Origin of the sequence: Sphingobacterium sp. UT-1RO-CII-1, from assembly GCF_026711005.1 — a bacterium.
In the GTDB taxonomy this organism is placed as follows: domain Bacteria; phylum Bacteroidota; class Bacteroidia; order Sphingobacteriales; family Sphingobacteriaceae; genus Sphingobacterium.
Window position 1 is genome coordinate 444,984 of the sequence record NZ_JAPPVJ010000004.1, and the last position, 16,634, is coordinate 461,617.

A 16,634-nucleotide genomic window follows, 5' to 3' on the forward strand; every position below is an offset into this window, starting at 1 on the left:
CCTGGTAAATCGGCTAATAGTCCATGTTTTTGATAATTTAGTGTCAATATGTTATAATATAATGTCAATAGTTTTACAGTTAATTCTCTATGTTTGGGATATTTTAGGTAATACAAGCAAAGATTATATACCGGTGACCGTAGGTATAAACTAATTATGTGCTGTAATATTTGTATTTGATTGTAATAAACCTCCAAGCGTGATGTTGTTTTTTTTATGACCTATAATAAATTAGAAGATAGTCAATTGTTAGTCTTGTTGTCTCAGAAAAATGAGCGCGCGTTTGATATTGTATTCGAAAAGTACAGGCACAAGATATATACATTTAGTGTTTCTATATTACATGAGCCTGCTCTTGCACAAGATGTGGTTCAGGACGTTATGATAAAATTATGGCAAATGGAGGAGCGTTTGTTGGAGGTGAAAAATTTGGACCAATGGCTGCGGGTAATGACTCGGAATCGAACAATTGATATTTTGCGCTCGAAGAAGCATATGTCCGATCAACTGAGTTATTTTTCTTGTGAAGAACAGTTAAGAGATAATACCACCCAAGAGCAAATTTTATATAAAGATTTACAGCATATTTTAAATAGAGCAATAGCTGGATTACCGATACAACAGCAACGTGTTTATCAGCTGATTGAAGTGGAGGGGTTTAATAATAAAGAGGTGGCTAATGAACTGGGGTTAACGCCTGCCACGGTGCAAACACATCTAAAATTGGCTAGACGTAAATTGCGGGCTTATCTGCTTAAGTATAGCGATAAGACTATTTGTTTACTGTTGTTGTTGTTTATTTAATTTTTTTTTTAAAACCCATTACCCAAATGGGGAAATACAAACGTCTTATTACTAAGACAGCGACCATTCTTAAAATATGAAAACGGAACGTTTACACTATTTATTTGAAAAGTATAAGGCAAAAAAGCTAACAGCGGATGAGCAGAGAGAATGGTTTCTTTTTCTCAATGACCAATCTGTCAGGCATGAGCTGGAATTTTTATTGGATGAGGATTGGCATAAGATCGATGAGCTAACAAAAAGCGAGATGTCTGATATATCTGCTGAGAATATTAGATCAACTGTCTTGCATAAAACTGTTAAAAAGAAATCGTATATCTGGAAGTATCAAGTTGCTGCAGCAGCAGTTCTTTGTTTTATTGCCATATCTGTTTTTTATTGGAAATATAATGCTGCGTCAGGGGTTGAGCCAGGAGCAAACCGTGCTTTTTTGACCTTAGCAAATGGTGAAAGAGTGGAGCTTAATAGTGATAAGGATGGTATTGAGTGGGGGGATAATGGGGTTCATTATACAGATGGTACAAAAGTGGTCGAAAGGGGCGTGATCGATGCGGCTGAATGGGTAGTGTTGGAAACACCTATCGGTGGGCAGTATAAAATAAAACTGGCAGATGGCACAGAAGTGATGTTGAACGCAGCATCCTCATTAAGTTATCCTATGCATTTTGGAGGGATGGATAGCAGAGAAGTGGAGCTTAAAGGAGAAGCTTTTTTTGCTGTTACAAAAAATGAAGACCAACCTTTTATTGTGAAAACTTTGGGACAACGAGTGCAAGTTCTGGGAACAAAATTTATGGTGAGTGCTTATGAAGATGATGCGATAGAGAAAACCACATTGCTGGAAGGTGAAGTTGAGGTTGCGACGAGTAAAGATGCGATTCGTTTAAAACCTAATAGACAGGCGATAATTAAAGAGGGAAATCTACAAGAACGTATAGTATTGGCAAATGAAGAAATTGCCTGGATATATGATGAATTTGTGTTTAATAATGAAGTTTTAGAACAAATAATGAAGCAGTTGGTGAGGTGGTATCAGGTAGATGTGGTTTATGAAGATGAAAGCCTTAAGCAAGAGAGTTTTGTGGGGATAGTCGGGCGGTTTGAAAATATTGATAAATTATTGGAGATGTTGGAAGCAACAAGCGGCACTGTAGGCTTCGTTAGAAATGGTAAAAGTATAATTGTTAAAAGAAAATAACCAGAAAGTAAAACTAAAATATGATGCCTATGAGAGATTGAAAAATTAGGAGGTTGAAATAAATCAAGGGTGCTGGAACACCCCTGATTATATGATAGTTCAGTAATACCTCAATTAAATTGAAATTAACCCATATAGGGTTTTTACTAAACCAAAAATTAAACTGTAATCAAATGTATAAAAATTATACGCATGTACGAACATGGCAAGGGCGTATTCTTGCCAGATTATACAAGACAATGCACTTTTGTGTGTTGTTTCTCTTAGTTTGCTTGTTTTCGGCAATGGGAATCGCTCAAAATGTTACAATTAAACAAAAGAATGTAACATTGATAGACGCTTTTAGAACAATAAAACAACAAACAGGTTATAACTATTTATGGGCGGCCAAGTCTGTAAATGGTCAGAAAAAGATTGATTTAGCTATTGAAGGAGTGAGCCTGGACCAGGCAGTTAGCAAAATTATTGAAGGCTTGCCACTAACTTATGAGTTAAAAGAAAAAACTATTCTGATAAAGGAAAGCAACACAAAAAGTGCAACAATAGTTTCTTCAAGCCCAATAAACAAATTAAAAACAAGGGAAGAACCTGCCGAACAACTGCAAACAGAATTTACAGGTACAATACGTGACTCTTTAGGTGAAGCAATTGTAGGCGCGACCGTTCGGTTGATGGGAAGGGACGCTTTGGCAGTCAGTACGGATCGAGAAGGTGTTTTTAAAATTAAAGCCAATGCCGGCGATCGTATACAGATAGATATGCTTGGTTATGAAACGCAAGTAGTAACATTGACTGGATCATTGGTTAATATTGTGATGCAACAGGCTGTCAGCTACCTGGATGATTTGGTTGTGGTAGGCTTTGGTACGCAAAAAAAATCAAACTTAACAGGTTCGGTAGCTATCGTGGATAGTAAATCACTAGAAAGCCGCCCTGTGCGAAATGCAATTCAGGCTCTACAAGGATTAGCACCTGGGCTGAACATTTCACAGAATAATGGATCTTTAGAAAGTAATCCATCTATTAATGTGCGCGGAACAGGAACAATCGGAACGTCGTCATCTTCACCTTTAATTTTAATAGACGGCGCTGAAGGTTCTTTAACAGCTTTAAACCCACAGGATATAGAATCAGTATCAATTTTAAAAGATGCTGGTGCATCTTCCATTTACGGGTCGAGAGCGGCTTTTGGAGTTATTTTAGTAACAACAAAATCGGGTAAGGCAGGTCGAACAACGGTTAACTATAATAATAGTATGCGATTAAATAAACCAGCGTTGATGCCTAAAATGATGGATTCGTATACTTTTGCACAATATTTTAACCAAGCACAAGTAAATGGTGGCGGATCGCCTCATTTTTCAGAAGAGCATTTACAGCGTATTTTAGATTATCAAACTGGAAAAATTACGACAAGTATTATTCCTAATCCCAGTAATCCGGAAAAATGGGCAGATGGTTACGATCATGGAAATGATAATAATGATTTCTTTAAGTTAATGTACCGTGATCAGGCATTTGCACATGAACATAATCTGAGCTTAAACGGTGGAACTGAAAAAACAACATATTATTTGTCAGGTAACTTCATGAAGCAACAGGGAATGATGGCTTTCAATACAGACCATTACGACCGTTATTCAATCGCTGCTAAGATCAACTCTAAGCTTTCTGATATTTTTACAGTTGGGTATACAGCTCGATTAGTAAGAGAAGATTATGAAAGGCCTGCAGATTTAACAAATTCTTTTTACGACAATTTAGGAAGACAAGGCTGGCCAACATTGCCTTTGTACGATCCTAACGGTTATCTTTTTAGCTCCCCCAGCCCAGTATTGGGCATGAAAGAGGGAGGAAATGATAATTCAACAAAAGATTTTGTTACACAGCAGTTACAGTTAGTTTTAGAACCCATAAAAGGGTGGAAAACCTATGGAAACTTTAATTATAGAACGAAGACTGAATTTAGACATTGGGATTCGCATAAATTGTATAATTATGATGTTGCTGGTAACCCTTACTTATATAAAAACACATCGAATGTACATGAGTATGGATTGAAAGAAAATTACTACAATATCAATTTGTATTCAGAATATGAGAAGACGTTAGGCTTACATACTATGAAGGCTATGGCTGGGTTTCAGATTGAAGAAACATCTTATCGTAGCTTAAGTGCGCAACGGGAAGGTATAATGATGCCAAGCCAGCCAGTGTTGGATTTAACTTCGGGAACCGATGTGAATGGAAAGCCGGTTTCGCCTTTAGTAACTGGACAGTACCAAAATTGGGCAACTGCGGGTTTCTTTGGACGTTTTAATTATGATTATGATCAAAAGTACCTGTTGGAGGTAAATATGCGTTACGACGGATCATCACGTTTTAGATCGGATACTCGATGGGGCTTTTTTCCATCCGTATCGGCGGGCTGGAATATAGCTAAAGAAAGTTTTTTTGAACCTATTTCGGCCACTGTAAATATGTTCAAACTACGAGCTTCATACGGAGAACTGGGTAATCAGAATACCGATATGTGGTATCCCACGTATGTTGTGCAACCAACAGGTACGGCAGATGGAGCATGGTTAATTGGAAATGCGAGACCGAATACTGCTGGCGCCCCAGGCTTGGTGAGTGCAGCTTTAACCTGGGAGACTATAAAAACATTAAATATAGGCGCTGATTTTGCACTTTTTGATAACCGTTTGACCGGATCTTTTGAAGTCTTTGAAAGAAAAACAGAGGATATGGTAGGCCCTGCACCACAACTACCAGTAATATTAGGAACAGCTGTGCCTGAGGCAAATAATACGGACTTAAAAACGAATGGTTTTGAAGCAACATTGGGATGGAATGATCAAACTGCTGGCGGTTTCTCCTATGCTGTAAAGTTATTGTTATCAGACTACAGAACAACAGTGACAAAATATCCTAATGAACTTGGGTCTTTGGATGTATATAGAAAAGGACAAAGATTGGGTGAAATTTGGGGTTATGAAACGATCGGTATAGCAAAGTCCACAGAAGAAATGGACGCACATTTAGCTTCATTACCAAATGGTGGGCAAACAGCGCTAGGAAGTCAATGGGATGCAGGTGATATTATGTACCGTGATTTAGATGGAGATGGCAAAGTAGATAGCGGAGCGGGAACAGAGTCAGACCCCGGTGATAGAAGAGTAATCGGGAATACAACCCCACGTTATAATTTTGGTTTTAATTTCAATGGTTCGTATAAAAACTTTGATTTTAATGTGTTCTTGCAAGGTGTTATGAAGAGGGATATTTGGCAGGGCGGCTATTATTTTTGGGGAGCAACATCTAATAAATGGGCGTCAGCAGGTTTAGTTTATCATGAGGATTTCTTCAGAACAGCTGATAATGCATTAGGAGAAAACTTAAACGCTTATTATGCTAGGCCTATTTTTGAAAGTGGCAAAAATCAAGTGGAACAGACACGTTACTTGCAAAATGCTGCTTATGTGCGATTGAAAAACGTACAATTAGGATATACTTGGGTACCAGCAGGCAAATTAAGCCAAGGGGTATCTAAGGTGCGTTTCTTTTTGTCTGGAGAAAACTTGTGGCAAGGATCCAGTGTAGCAAAAATGTTCGACCCGGAAACCATTGATGGCGGTTCAAATGGTACGGTTTATCCATTGACAAAGGTATGGTCGGCAGGTTTAAGTGTAACATTTTAAAAATTAAACAGATGAAAATTAGATATAATTTGTTTACCTACGGCTTAGCAGGTCTTTTAGGTATATTTATAGTAACGTCATGTAATAAAAACATGGATATTTCGCCGCCTTCGCAGATTACTCCAGAAGATTACTTAACAGAAGAGTCTCAGCTTGCGGCCTATGCTGTTGGAAGATATCCAGACTTACTTCCTTCCCACGGTGGTTGGGGCTTTGGTATTTTTGGAATTGATGCCAATACAGATAATATGGTAGTGCCAGATTTGAATAATCGATTTATTCCTGGCGAATGGCGTGTTGGGACATCGGGGGGCGATTGGAGTTTTGGTAATATTTATCAGATGAATTATTTCTTCAACCGTGTGTTACCTTTATGGAAAGAGAATAAAATTACGGGCTCTGCAGAAGGAATAGCTCATTATATTGGAGAGATGTATTTCTTAAGGGCTGTGGAATACTTTAATAAGCTACAGTCTTTAGGCGATTTTCCGATTGTCAGGACGGCTATGTCTGATAAAGATCCGCAATTATTAGTCGAAACAAGTAAGAGAGCGCCAAGAACGGAGGTGGCAAGGTTTATACTGTCGGATTTAGATTCGGCAATTACACTCTTAAAAACGGTGTCTCCCGATGGAGCAAAACAGCGTATTTCAAAAAATGTAGCTTACTTATTGAAGTCACGTGTAGCACTGTACGAAGGAACATGGCTAAAGTACTTTAAAGGAACGGCTTATGTTCCGAATGGGACAAACTGGCCAGGAGCTTCTAAAGAGTATAATAAAGGGTATCAATTTCAATCGGGTAGTATAGAGTCAGAAATCGAGTTTTTCTTAAAAGAAGCGATGACGGCTAGTCAAGTAGTAGCTGATAATGTGCCTTTAGTGAATAATACAGGAATTATAGAATCACATAATAATGAAAACCCTTATTTCAGTATGTTTGGCGCTTTGGATATGTCAGGATATAGTGAAGTCTTGCTGTGGAGACAGTACAATGAAAGCCTAAGTACACATAACGTTCCTGTGTATGCACAACTTGGAAACTATGGCGTAGGCTTAACACGCAGTATGGTGGAGAGCTTTCTGATGAAGAATGGACTACCTATTTATGCTGCTGGCTCTGGTTATCATGGAGATGATTACATTTCTGATGTGCGTAAGGATAGGGACGGTCGTCTTGTCTTATTCTTGAAAGAGCCAGGACAGAAAAATATTTTAGTTAACTTGGGCTTGGGCACACACGGAACACCTATAGAGCCTAAGCCTCGTATTTTTGAAACAAATGTGGAGAAAATGTATTCTTCAGGATATACAATCCGTAAAGGCATATCCTACGATGGCGCACAGACAAATAATGGAAGTGGGTTCACGGGGAGTATAGCATATAGAGCCGTTGAAGCTTATTTGAATTATATGGAGGCTTGCTATGAACTGCATGGTAGTTTAGATAATAAGGCCCAGAATTATTGGATAGCGATAAGAAAACGCGCAGCAGTATCCGAGGACTTTAATAAAACGATTGCAGCAACAGATATAAACAAAGAAAAGAGAGATTGGGGAGTGTATTCAGCAGGAAATTTTGTTTCTCCTACTCTATATAACATCCGTCGTGAGCGTAGAAGTGAACTGATGGCAGAAGGCTTACGATTAATGGATTTAAAAAGATGGAGAGCAATGGATCAGTTAATTAATGCAGCTGTGCATTTTGAAGGCTTTAAATTGTGGGGGCCGATGAAAGACTGGTATACAAAAGATCAGTTGGTTTATGGTGCGACCAACGAAAAAGCAGTTGTTTCTGACCCCGCATTGGGAGAGTATTTAAGACCTCAAGAAATTCGAAGCAATGCTTTATCGTATAATGGCGCACGTTTCGTAATGCCACATTATTTGGCTCCTATAGCGGTAGAACATTTTCAATTAACATCATCTGATGGTAGTATTGAACAGTCTGTGATATACCAAAACCCAGGCTGGCCTACTGTGGCTGGGGCAGGCGTAACAGCAAAGTAATGGACATATAGTTTATAAAAAAAATCCTGAAGCGGGGAGCTTCAGGATTTTACTAACTAACCAATTATTAACCTAATTATGAATTACTGATATTATCGCAAAGCCTGTGCCAAGGTTGTTTGTACATATATTTTTAACACTTTTTTAACAAACGTCTACAGGCTTAATAAAAATATACTGTGGAAATACTATTGAGGTATATCAAATTATAGGCTGATGATAAAATAATATCTTTTAAGGACAAATATTGGTTTTCAAGTACTAAATAATACACTTAGAAGCTTTAAAAAGGGGTGTAAATTGAAAATCCTGAAGCGGGGAGCTCCAGGATTTTACTAACTAACCAATTATTAACCTAAATTATGAATTACTGATATAATTACAAAGGTTGTGCCAAGATGATTGAATTCGTGCTTTGCCATTTCTTTTAACTTTTTTTAACGATAATAAGGAGTGTCTTCTAGAATAATTGACGGTATGAATGGTTTGTTGCCGAATTTAACATTGTCAATATGGCAATTTTATATCTAAGTTGTCACTTTTTATGTCATTTAGGCGAATGTTTTAAAATTAAAAAATCCTGAAGCGGGGAGCTCCAGGATTCTAAACTAACTAACCAATTATTAACCTAAATTATGAATTGTAAACAATACGTATGGTGAAGGAAATTCGCTACTATAGGCTTTCTTTTTAACAGTTTTTTAACATTTATCCGATTTATAATCATGTGGCGAGTTTTTTTGCAGTTTAAAGCAGTGCTATAAATTGAAGGTAGTGCTGTGATAGAAGTATGTTGGTTTTACTTCGATAATTGTTAATTTTAGATGCTTAACTTAAATTGAAAAGACATGAACCAAAGAATATTTTTTAAAGAAGATCAGTGTTTTACTCATTGGTCAGTATGGTGGGTGTGGGTTATTTTATTTGGTCTGGATATTTTGCTTTTATACGGTGTATACGTACAGTTAATTTTGGGTAAACCTTTTGGTGATAAGCCCGCCAGTGATGTTGGCTTGTTGTTTGCAACAGTATTGTTATTGGGTATCACGTTGCTTTTTGCACTATTTCGTTTGCAAACGATTATAAAAGAAGATGGGGTATATGTACGTTTTTATCCCTTTCATATAAAGATGAGATATTTTCCGTGGAGCGAGCTAGAAAAAGTCTATGTGCGTAAATATAAACCAATCACGGAGTACGGGGGGTGGGGATTGAGAATAGGAGGCGTGAAAAATGGCACTGCTTATAACATGTCGGGAAATAAGGGACTACAACTTGTTTTTAAGAGAGGGAAAAAACTATTGATAGGAACAAGAAAGTCCAATGAGTTACAGCAAGTATTGGAACAGGAGGGTTTCCTGAGCTCTTCAGATAAAATATAAAGCATGCTCTAACACTGCTATTATTTTATCCTAACATTTGTCATAGAATATTATTTCCGATAACCTCACGTGGCGTTCTGAATGATGCCGATTTGTGGGCGAGGTCCTAAAACAGTATTTTTTATCGCATATTATTGCTTGAGTAGAACAGGTAAGAGATACAGGAAATTAATCACAATTCTACGTCTCTATCTTGATTGAGGTCGTTTTGACTTTTATTCATAATGATGGTTTTTGTCTAAATATAATTCTGATATAATATCATTTGTTTGTTTTATTGTTTGTTTTCCCCCTTTATTTGTTAATAATGGTTTTGTAGGGGTTGCTCGTGTGATTATTATTTGTATATTGTAGAAGTAATAATATCAGTGACTTAGCTGTTATTCTACTATATACTTAGAAAAATAATTTCATAAGCTCTTTTGACGGGCTTTTGAATAGTTAAACCCAATTTTATGATGAACTCTCCAGGACTTCTCTTTCGGGAAGCAATGAAAAAGGAAAAACCATTGCAGGTTGTAGGCGCTACGAATGCCAACCATGCCTTGTTAGCAGAGCAGGCAGGGTTTAAGGCTATCTATCTTTCGGGGGGTGGGGTTGCGGCGGGCTCGTTAGGTATTCCTGATTTAGGTATTACCAATTTACAGGATGTATTGATTGATGTGGAACGTATAACAAATGTATGTGCACTGCCACTTATGGTGGATATTGATACAGGGTTCGGGCCATCGGCATTTAATGTTGGACGAACGATCAAATCATTGGTGAAGGCAGGAGCGGCGGCTGTACACATGGAAGATCAAGTAGGAGCAAAGCGCTGCGGGCATAGACCGGGTAAAGAACTGGTTTCTTTAAAAGAAATGGCAGACCGCATTAAAGCAGCAGTGGATGCACGGATAGATGAAAATTTTGTGCTAGGAGCTCGAACAGATGCTTTGGCTTCGGAAGGTATAGAAAGAGCATTGGAGCGTGCTGTAGCCTATAAGGAAGCCGGTGCAGACTTTATTTTCGCAGAAGCTGTGCATAGCCTAGAGGATTATAAGCGATTTAGCGAGGCCACAGGATTACCTGTACTGGCTAATATTACAGAGTTTGGCCAGACACCTTTGTTTACAGACAAGCAGCTGCAAGAAGCTGATGTAGCTATAGCTCTTTATCCTCTATCTGCATTTCGTGCCGCAAATAAAGCAGCTTTAAATGTCTATCGTCACATCCGTAAGGATGGAGGTCAAGCTGCTGTTATAGACACTATGCAAACCAGAGAAGAATTATATCAAAGCATAAACTATTATGCTTATGAAAATAAATTGGATCAATTGTTTAATACCAAGTATGATGAGTCAAACAAATGAAACAGGTTTTAAGCCCAAAAAAAGTGTAGCACTTTCCGGTGTTGCGGCAGGAAATACTTCCTTAAGTACAGTTGGGAAAAGTGGTAACGATTTACATTATCGGGGCTATGATATTCTGGAACTGGCTGATAATGCTTCCTTTGAAGAGGTAGCCTATTTACTTATTTATGGAGCCTTGCCAACAGAAGCACAATTAATAACATACCGGACACAGTTGGTCAGTCAACGGGGAATACCCACTGCTGTACAGCAGATATTGCAGCAGCTTCCGCCCACAACACATGCTATGGATGTGCTACGCACGTATGTGTCGGTATTCGGTAGTATGCAGCCCGAGAAAGAGAGTCAGCCTTTAGCAGGGGCCAAGGATATAGCCAGTAGGTTGCTGGCGTCAATGGGTTCCGCTTTGCTGTATTGGTATCATTTCAGTCAACATGGGCGGGAGGTTAAAGTAGATACAAAAGATAGCACAATAGGTGGACATTTTTTACATCTGTTGCATGGCGTACCGCCTCGGGCATCCTGGGTAAAAGCGATGGAAGTATCGTTGAACCTATATGCGGAACATGAATTTAATGCTTCAACGTTTACTGCGCGGGTTATAGCAGGTACAGGCTCGGATATTTACTCCTGTGTTGCAGGAGCAATTGGTGCATTACGGGGTCCAAAGCACGGCGGGGCAAATGAAGTGGCTTTTGAAATTCAAAGCCGTTATGCAGATGCAGACGAAGCAGAGGCAGATATCCGCCGTAGGCTCGCAGCAAAAGAGGTGATAATCGGTTTTGGACATCCCGTATATACAGTTTCTGACCCTAGGAATGAAGTTATTAAACGGATAGCTAGAGAACTTTCGGAAGAGGCAGGCGATATGAGCCTTTACCTGATAGCCGAGCGATTGGAAAAAGTGATGTGGGAAGAAAAACGGATGTTCCCGAATTTGGATTGGTATTCTGCGGTATCTTATCATTTAATGGGGATACCAACAGAGATGTTTACGCCGCTCTTTGTTTTAGCGCGTATAACGGGCTGGTCGGCTCATGTTTTTGAACAAAGGCAGGATGGAAAGATTATTAGACCAAGTGCCCATTATGTAGGCCCGGAGAACAGGCCTTATGTGCCTTTGTCTCAACGTTAATTTGTTGTGTTTATTCAAGAAGTAAATAAGATAAGGTTTTTGAAATTTATTAAATAGAAAATGACATTAAAGATTTCGAATGACAGGCCGCAGCCGGATAAGGTGCTGGTGGATATAGTGGATTATGTGTTAACTTACAAAGTTGAAAGTGATCTTGCTTGGAAGACTGCACATTATTGTTTTTTAGATAGTATAGGCTGTGCTTTCGAAGCATTGACTTACCCGGCCTGTACAAAAATGTTGGGCCCATTGCTACCCGGCACTACTGTGCCTAATGGAGCTAAAGTACCGGGAACAAATTATCAGCTCGATCCGGTACAGGCAGCCTTTGATATCGGTGCTTTAGTGCGCTGGTTGGACTTTAATGATACGTGGTTGGCAGCCGAATGGGGACATCCTTCCGATAATTTAGGCGGTATATTAGCAACAGCAGATTGGTTGAGCCGTACGGCAATAGCAAATGGGGCGAAGCCTCTGAAAATGAAAGATGTGCTGGAAGCGATGATTATGGCGCATGAAGTGCAAGGTGTACTGGCATTAGAGAACTCTTTTAATAAAGTCGGGCTGGATCACGTTATTCTGGTAAAAATAGCCTCTACAGCAGTGGTGGGTAAATTGATCGGACTGACTAGGGAGGAGCTGATTAATGCGGTTTCACTAGCTTTTGTAGATGGACAGTCTTTACGTACCTATCGTCATGCGCCTAATACTGGCAGCCGAAAATCTTGGGCAGCAGGAGATGCGACAGCAAGGGCAGTGCGCCTAGCGTTGTTAGCACAAAAGGGAGAAATGGGTTATCCTTCAGTGTTGACAGCTCCGGTATGGGGCTTTTATGATGTGTCTTTTAAAGGACAGGAGTTTAAATTCCAAAGACCGTATGGCACTTATGTGATGGAAAATATCTTGTTTAAAATTTCTTTTCCAGCAGAATTTCACTCACAAACAGCTGTGGAAGCAGCCATGACTTTACATAAGTTATTGCTGGAGGCAGGTAAATCAAGCGACGATATTGAGCATATCACGATCCGAACACATGAAGCTGCTATACGCATTATTGATAAGAAAGGACCATTGCACAACCCGGCAGATAGAGATCACTGTTTGCAATACATGATTGCTGTGCCTCTTATTTATGGACGTTTGACAGCCGAAGATTATGAAGATGCGGTAGCAAAAGATCCGAGAATTGATGCACTTCGTGAGAAAATGACCTGTGTGGAAGATTTGTCATTTACCAAAGATTACCACGATCCTCAGAAAAGGTCGATTGCAAATGGATTGACTGTGAAGCTGAAAGATGGAACAACTTTGCAAGAAGTAGCTGTGGATTACCCAATCGGGCACCCCCGTCGCAGAACGGAAGGGATTCCGAAATTGATCGAAAAATATAAACTTAACCTAACACGTGTTTTTGCTGAAAAGCAGCAACAAGAGGTGTTGGATGCAACAATGGATTATGATACATTCATAGCTATGAACGTGAATACATTGGTCGATAAAATGATGAAGTAGCCCTCTGGGCTACTTCCAATTTGATTTAGTTCCTTTGTAAAATGTGAAATTGTTCTCGGCAAGTTTGCGCAAAGAATCTGGTATTTCCCACTGCTGGCCTTTATCTGCAAATTGTTCACATTCTTGTACAAAAAGCGATAGACCTACTTGTTCCATATGGCTGAACACTCCGCCTGTATGTTTAGGGTAGCCAATGCCTAAAGTAGAGCCTATATCACCGTCACTAGGGTCTTCCAATATTCCTTCATCCAGGCAGCGATAGCTATCAAGGGCCATAATATGCAAAAGTCTTTTAGAAATATTTCCTCTTTCTACTGCTAAATCGCTTATTGGTAATAGGGGTAAGGAAGGATCTTGCCATATCTCTTTAGGTTCTTCGTAATTATAGAAACCCTGCTTTGTTTTGCGCCCACTGCGTCCAGCTGCAATTAAGGTGCTAAGGTACTGATAAGCCCGTTGCTGGCTGCTATGAAGTGTTGGCAACTGATCATAAACATGAAGCATAAGAGGTAGGGAGATCTCGTCCAAAACAGCCAATGGTCCAAGACCAAAACCTGCTTTTTTTGCTTCATCTTCTATCACCGCAGCCGGTATACCTTCGAGAAGCATCGTAATGGCTTCGAGCAGATAATTGAAAAAAACGCGAGAGGTATAGAAGGCAGGTCCGTCGTTAACAACAATTACTGTTTTTTGCAGTTTATTGGCTACATGCATCGCTTTTTCTATCGTTGCGTTGCTGCTGTGCTTACCCCGTACGATTTCTACAAGTTTCATACGTTCTACGGGAGAGAAGAAGTGCATGCCTACAAAGTCTTTTTTGTGCTTACTGGCTTTGGCCAACTCGCTGATCAGTAAAGATGTGGTGTTGGTCGCTAAAATGCCATCTTCATTTAATGCGGTATTAACTTCTTGGAGTACTGATTTTTTGAGGTTTAAATCTTCGAATACAGCTTCAATGATCACATCTAAGTCCTGGAATTTGTCATAATCAGCCACAGGTGTAATATGAGCAAGTATTTTGTTTACTGTCCCTTTCTCAATCAGCCCTTGCTGTTCAAGTTTTTCAGCTGCACGCTCTGCGTAAGTTTTTCCGCGCTCGGCATGCTCTAGCGTTGTATCTTTCAATAAAACTTTCATTCCTGCCCTAGCAGCTTCATAAGCAATCCCTGCACCCATCATACCTGCACCGATTATGCCTATGCGCTTTGGCTCAAATATGGGGAAAGTTCCTAAACGACGGATGTCAATCATATGATAGTACCCCGTGCGGACCATAGCCTCTGTTTTCTTATCGCCAACTACCCTGCTATAACATTGTGCTTCTTTAGAGGAGAGGTCATCTTTAGTATTTTTAAGTACGGCTTCCATGATTTCTAAGGAAGCATTTGTCCCCGCTATTAATCCTCGAGTTCTTTTCCTTGTGCTGGCAGCCAATGATTCAAATAATGCTAAATCTTCATTTGAGAAGGTCGGAGTTTTAACGTGTGGTTCATAGCTTCGGACAAACTGCTCGGCTATGGGCATAGGATCTGTATAGTTGTCCATAACAATATCAAATAAACCCTTAGCTACTGCTTCTGAAGCGGTAAGGTAGTTGCTTTGTGTCAGAAAACTATAGGCATCAGCCAAAGGCATGGAAGATAATGTATTGCCAATTGCGCCTAAATTGGGAAATAACCCCAGTTGAGACTCTGGAAATCTAACGGAAACCCTTTCTTCTATGATTCGGTAATGTGCCCAAAGATGCACAGATAAATCAATTCCAGAACACACATATCTGATAACAGAGATCAGTGGTTTGTTTTGTTTTTGGAGCTCATTTATTTTTCGAAGTAAGGTATGTAGCTGTTCCTCATAGTTGTCGTGTCGTTTTTCTTCTTCAAAAAGGCGTTTAAACCGCATCCGTATATGTGGGAAGAGCGAATAATACATAACGGCTTTCACCTGCTCTTGTGCTAGTAAGGTGTTGATATGGTCGACAAACGAGGACGCATGCTGTATAAAGCCAATACTAGTTTCACGATCGTCGTCGTTAGGTTCGACAACCGCAATTCCATTTTCATGAATATGCGTCTGAAAAGGAGCTTTTTCATCAAAATTTCTCATCGTTTATATATTTTCTTTTGGTTGATATTGAATGTTGTCAATAGCTATCTTGGCGATGATTTCCAGCATGATTTCGGAAGTCCCGCCGATGATGGTGCCTACACGTACATCCCGGTAGAGTGTGGCTATTTTGTAATCTTCGGTAAAACCATAACCACCAAATAGTTGCATGCATTGATTGACGACTTCACAGGCGAGTTCGCTTGCCTGTAATTTGGCGATAGAGCACTCCTGTACGGCGTATTCTTCTTGAGCTTGTAAGTCGCAGCAATGGTATACAAATGCTTTGACAGTGGCGATATTGGCAAGCATCTGTGCTACCCGGTGGCGTAATGCTTGAAATTCTTGTAGCTTTTTCCCGAAAGCTTCACGCTGCTTCATGTATTCCATTGTGTATGCAATGGCTGACTCAGCGGTTGCTAAGCTATGTATGGCAGCTGTAAGTCGTTCTAACTGTAGGCCTGCCATGAGGTATTTAAAACCTTCGTTTTCTTCACCTATCAGGTGTGTGGCAGGAACCTTGACTTGGTTGAAGCCTATTTCTGCTGTATCAGAGGCTCGCCAGCCTATCTTGTTGAGTTTTGAAGCCGTGACACCTTCGGCATGACGGTCAATAAGTAAAAGACTGATGCCTTTGCTTTTTTTTGTCGGATCGGTTTTAACAGCGGTAATAAAAAAATCGCCATAATAACCATTGGTGATAAAGGTTTTTGAACCATTGACAATATAGTAGTCCCCTTGTTTTACGGCTGTGGTTTTTATTTGCTGTACATCTGAACCTGCGCCGGGTTCGGTAATAGCAACGGCGCTGACTAAGTCGCCAGAGATAACTTTTGTTAAGTAGTTTTGTTTGAGCTCTTCTGATGCATATTTAAGAAGATAGGGCGCAGACATATATTGTATAACCAGCGCCGATATTGTAAAGCCGCCAGAAAAACATTGGGACAGTTCTTCACAGAATATGAGGGAATAATAAAAGTCGAGATTCATACCGCCGTATTGTTCCGGATAATTAAGACCCATGAACCCCATGTCGCCCATTTTTTTCCATATAGATCGGTCTATCTCTCCTTCTTTTTCCCAGGTATCAATATGGGGAATTATTTCTTTTTGAATAAAAGAACGTAGAGTTTCTCGGAATATTTGATGCTCAGCTGTCAGTTTTGTTGCCTGCATATCATTATAGTTTTATAGTGGTTTATAAATTACTGTTGACCGAATATAGTGGTTTCGGCTTTCGCTAATTTAAATAAAATTTGCCACTATAGGTCTTATTTCGAATAATGTTTTGAAAAATAGGCTTATTAGCTGTTAATATGGGATAAATCTAGTAACTTTAGGCTTAATTATGATTCTTGGTCAAGTAGGGCTGTTGTATAAGGAGCAATGATGTATTTGCTTGCGCTATGCTTGACGGGGTTGAGGTTTTAAATTA

General features: G+C 39.5%; 10 protein-coding genes. 8 read left to right on the top strand and 2 right to left on the bottom strand.

Annotated features, from left to right (window positions below; genetic code table 11):
* Window positions 1-216: 216 nt before the first annotated feature.
* The 8 genes from ORI89_RS11640 to ORI89_RS11675 all read left to right on the top strand — a co-directional run bounded on the left by ORI89_RS11640 (window position 217) and on the right by ORI89_RS11675 (window position 13,093).
* Window positions 217-804 (top strand): RNA polymerase sigma factor, encoded by a 588-nt coding sequence (locus ORI89_RS11640; protein WP_268230655.1) that lies wholly within the window; start codon window positions 217-219, stop codon window positions 802-804.
* Between the two features lie 76 nt (window positions 805-880).
* Window positions 881-2,002, top strand: a complete 1,122-nt coding sequence (locus ORI89_RS11645; RefSeq protein WP_268230656.1) for a FecR family protein — start codon at window positions 881-883, stop codon at window positions 2,000-2,002.
* A 173-nt stretch (window positions 2,003-2,175) separates the two neighbouring features.
* The gene (locus ORI89_RS11650; RefSeq protein WP_268230657.1) at window positions 2,176-5,703 is read left to right on the top strand and encodes a TonB-dependent receptor; all 3,528 of its coding nucleotides are present in this window, start codon (window positions 2,176-2,178) and stop codon (window positions 5,701-5,703) included.
* A gap of 11 nt (window positions 5,704-5,714) precedes the next feature.
* Window positions 5,715-7,712 carry a RagB/SusD family nutrient uptake outer membrane protein gene (locus ORI89_RS11655; RefSeq protein WP_268230658.1) on the top strand — a complete coding sequence of 666 codons (1,998 nt, stop codon included), beginning with the start codon at window positions 5,715-5,717 and terminating at the stop codon, window positions 7,710-7,712.
* Between the two features lie 848 nt (window positions 7,713-8,560).
* The gene (locus ORI89_RS11660) at window positions 8,561-9,094 is read left to right on the top strand and encodes a DUF6141 family protein (protein WP_268230659.1); all 534 of its coding nucleotides are present in this window, start codon (window positions 8,561-8,563) and stop codon (window positions 9,092-9,094) included.
* Between the two features lie 455 nt (window positions 9,095-9,549).
* Entirely contained in the window at window positions 9,550-10,446 is an 897-nt protein-coding gene (gene prpB / locus ORI89_RS11665) for a methylisocitrate lyase (protein WP_268230660.1), read from the top strand.
* Window positions 10,427-11,581 (top strand): bifunctional 2-methylcitrate synthase/citrate synthase, encoded by a 1,155-nt coding sequence (gene prpC / locus ORI89_RS11670; protein WP_268230661.1) that lies wholly within the window; start codon window positions 10,427-10,429, stop codon window positions 11,579-11,581. The genes prpB and prpC overlap by 20 nt, the downstream gene beginning before the upstream one ends.
* A 60-nt stretch (window positions 11,582-11,641) precedes the next feature.
* A complete protein-coding gene (locus ORI89_RS11675; RefSeq protein WP_268230662.1) occupies window positions 11,642-13,093 on the top strand; it encodes a bifunctional 2-methylcitrate dehydratase/aconitate hydratase in 1,452 nt (483 codons plus the stop codon).
* Window positions 13,094-13,102: 9 nt separating this feature from the next.
* Here the strand turns inward: ORI89_RS11675 and ORI89_RS11680 are convergent, their stop codons facing one another.
* Both ORI89_RS11680 and ORI89_RS11685 read right to left on the bottom strand, forming a co-directional pair.
* The gene (locus ORI89_RS11680; protein WP_268230663.1) at window positions 13,103-15,199 is read right to left on the bottom strand and encodes a 3-hydroxyacyl-CoA dehydrogenase NAD-binding domain-containing protein; all 2,097 of its coding nucleotides are present in this window, start codon (window positions 15,197-15,199) and stop codon (window positions 13,103-13,105) included.
* Between the two features lie 3 nt (window positions 15,200-15,202).
* Window positions 15,203-16,375, bottom strand: coding sequence for an acyl-CoA dehydrogenase family protein (locus ORI89_RS11685; RefSeq protein ID WP_268230664.1), 1,173 nt, complete (start codon window positions 16,373-16,375; stop codon window positions 15,203-15,205).
* Window positions 16,376-16,634: the final 259 nt, after the last annotated feature.